The organism is Kitasatospora sp. NPDC059747 (genome assembly GCF_042732955.1).
Lineage (GTDB): Bacteria > Actinomycetota > Actinomycetes > Streptomycetales > Streptomycetaceae > Kitasatospora.
In genome coordinates this window covers 1-2,509 of record NZ_JBHWGV010000262.1, presented here as the reverse complement: position 1 = coordinate 2,509, position 2,509 = coordinate 1, and the positions used below count along the sequence as shown (strand labels likewise).

Genomic DNA, 2,509 nt, shown 5'->3' with positions numbered 1-2,509 from the left:
CGTGCCGCCGGGGGTGGTGCCCTGCGCGCCGGTCTCGGTCCCGGCGCCACCGGTGGTGATGTTGGGGTTGCTGATGGCGGAGCCACCGATGCCGCTGCCGCCGTCGCCGCCAGTACCGCCGACGCCGCCGTTGCCTTGGCTGCCGATGCCGCTACCGGGGCGACCGCCTCTCCCGCCGAGCCCGCCCTTCCCGCCCACGCCACCGGTGCTGCCAGCCGTGGCGGCGGTCACCGTCGCGCTGCCGGCGGTGCTGGTTCCCAGGAAGCCGACGCCGGTGCCACCGATGCCCGCGCCCCCGAAGGTGCCCGAGCCGCCGGTGATGCGGATGGTGTTGGTGCCGCTGCCGGCGGTCAGCTTGCCGATGCCGCCGGTGCTTCCGGACCTGCCGGTGCCGCCGATGCCGGCACCTCCGGGCGCTCCGTTGTTGCCAGCCTCTCCGTTGCCGCCGGTGATGGTGACGGTGTTGTTGCCGTCGCCGATCTCGACCAGCGCGGTTCCGCCGGTGCTGGACCGGCCGACGCCGGCACCTCCGGGCCTGCCGCCGACGGCGGTGCCGCCGGTGATGGTCAGGGTGTCGTCACCGAGGATGCCGTTCACGGTGCCGGCGACGACGGCATCACCGAAGTTGTTGTTGCTGTTGCTGTTGGTGATGGTGATGGTGCTCTTCGCACCGGGAAGGTCTCCCACCGTCAGGGTGTCGCTGGAGCCGATCCCGCTGGTACAGGTGATGGTGAAGCCCGCGGCGGCCGTACCGGTACGGGTGCAGCCGTTCGGGTCGGCGGCGTGTGCGGGCGTGGCCGCCACGACGGGCAGCAGCAGGCCTGCGGCCAGCGGCAGGGCGCCGACCGCGCCCTTTCGCACAGCGCGGCTCTTCCCGGTGCAACGTTCCATTGCTGTCCATGCCTTTCGTTGTGGTGAATCGATCCTGATGTCCCGTCAGGCCGGAGCGCCCCGGTGCGCCTGATCCGTCGTCGTGTCCGCCTGAAGCGACGGTGTGGGACCGGTCGGCCCGTGTCGCGAAGCGGTTCGCCCGGCTGACGGCGAGGTCCGCACCGAACCGCCCGTGCGGGTACCTCCTTCATAACCGGCCGGTGGTGGTGCCGCCCGGCGGGCCGATCAAGGTACGGGTGCCGGCGGCGCCGTCGAGGCCGATGGCGGCGGCCTCCGCCGAGGCTGACCGCGAGGGAGGAGGCGGCTTCGGGGTCGGTGAACGGGCTGACCGGCGTTCAGGGCCCGTGGGACAGTGGGGTCGGCCGGTTCGTCGGGCCGGTCCGGGGGTCGGTCGGCAGGCCGACTCCGAGAAGGATCAGTCCCGCTGGGCTTCGCGGGAGGTCAGCTGACCGGACCGCTTGGACTGCCGCTGGGTGATGCGCCTGGTCATCAGCGTGATCGCGGCTCAGGTGATCAGCATGGACGGGAGCGCCTTGCGAAGATCAACAACCGGGTGGAAAGCTCGCGGCATGCCAACTTTCTCTTCCTACGACGGTACCGAACTGGCCTACCACCTCATCGGCGAGGGCGAGCCGCTGATCTGCCTGCCCGGCGGCGCGATGCGCGCCTCGGAGTACCTCGGCGACTACGGCGGGCTCTCTGCCCACCGGCAGTTGGTGCTGCTCGACCACCGCGGCACCGGCGATTCCCCCGAGCCCGCCGAGGTCGAGAGCTACCGCTGCGACCGGGTCGTCGCGGACGTCGAGGCCCTGCGCGCGCACCTCGGGCTGGAGAAGGTCGACCTGCTCACCCACTCGGCCGGGGCGAACCTCGGCGTCCTCTACATGCAGCGCCACCCCGAGCGCGTCGCGCGCATCGCACTGATCACGCCGGGAATGCGGGCCGTCGGGATCCCGGTCGACGAGGGCAGCCGCGAGGCCGCGACTTCGCTGCGGAAGGACGAGCCCTGGTACGACGAGGCGATCGGCGCGTTCCGCAGGGACTGGACCGATGTGGGGTCCGACGAGGACGCCGCCCTGGCGGGCCCGTTCTGGTACGGCCGGTGGGACGAGATCGCGCAGGAGCACCATGCCACGCGCGCCACGCAGCTCAACCGTGACGCCCGCGCGGCGCACTACGCCGAGGGCGCGTTCGACCCCGAGGCGACGAGGGCCGCGATCGCGGGGCTCGAGATCCCGGTCCTGATTCTGATCGGGGAGCTCGACTTCAGTCCCAGCCCGGTGCTCGCGACACGGCTCGGCGAGCTGTTCGCGGACGGCTGGGTGCAGCTCGTCGTGCAGCCCGGGGCTGGGCACCACCCCTGGCTGGACGACGCGGCCTGGTTCGGTGGCGTCGTCACGCGCTGGCTCGCCGAGAGCTGACCGGCCCTCCGGCGGATCCCGGTCCGCCACCGACTCGGCCCTCGTCCGGCCCCGGCAGCGCGATCGGCGCGAACGCCTCGCCGGGGCCCGGGTGCTCCGGATGCCCTCGAACGGATCCACTCGAACCTCGCGGCGCGCGACCTCGCACCCGCGGAGCGTCTGGTCGACGGTGGTTACACCAGCCCCGCCACCATCCA

Annotated in this window: 1 protein-coding gene and 1 pseudogene; one reads left to right on the top strand and one right to left on the bottom strand. The window is 72.6% G+C overall.

The genetic code is table 11. The annotated features are described in order from the left end of the window. Positions 1-861 (bottom strand): annotated as a pseudogene (locus ACFV4G_RS43335) (hypothetical protein); the annotation flags it as partial. Between the two features lie 599 nt (positions 862-1,460). Here ACFV4G_RS43335 and ACFV4G_RS43330 point away from each other — a divergent pair. Next, positions 1,461-2,312: an alpha/beta fold hydrolase gene (locus tag ACFV4G_RS43330; RefSeq protein ID WP_380449150.1), complete on the top strand. Its 852-nt coding sequence runs from the start codon at positions 1,461-1,463 to the stop codon at positions 2,310-2,312. Positions 2,313-2,509 lie beyond the last annotated feature (197 nt).

What these genes read in the sequence shown, in the direction of transcription:
- ACFV4G_RS43330 (WP_380449150.1), top strand. Translation starts at nt 1,461, where the DNA reads ATGCCAACTTTCTCTTCCTACGACGGTACCGAACTGGCCTACCACCTC.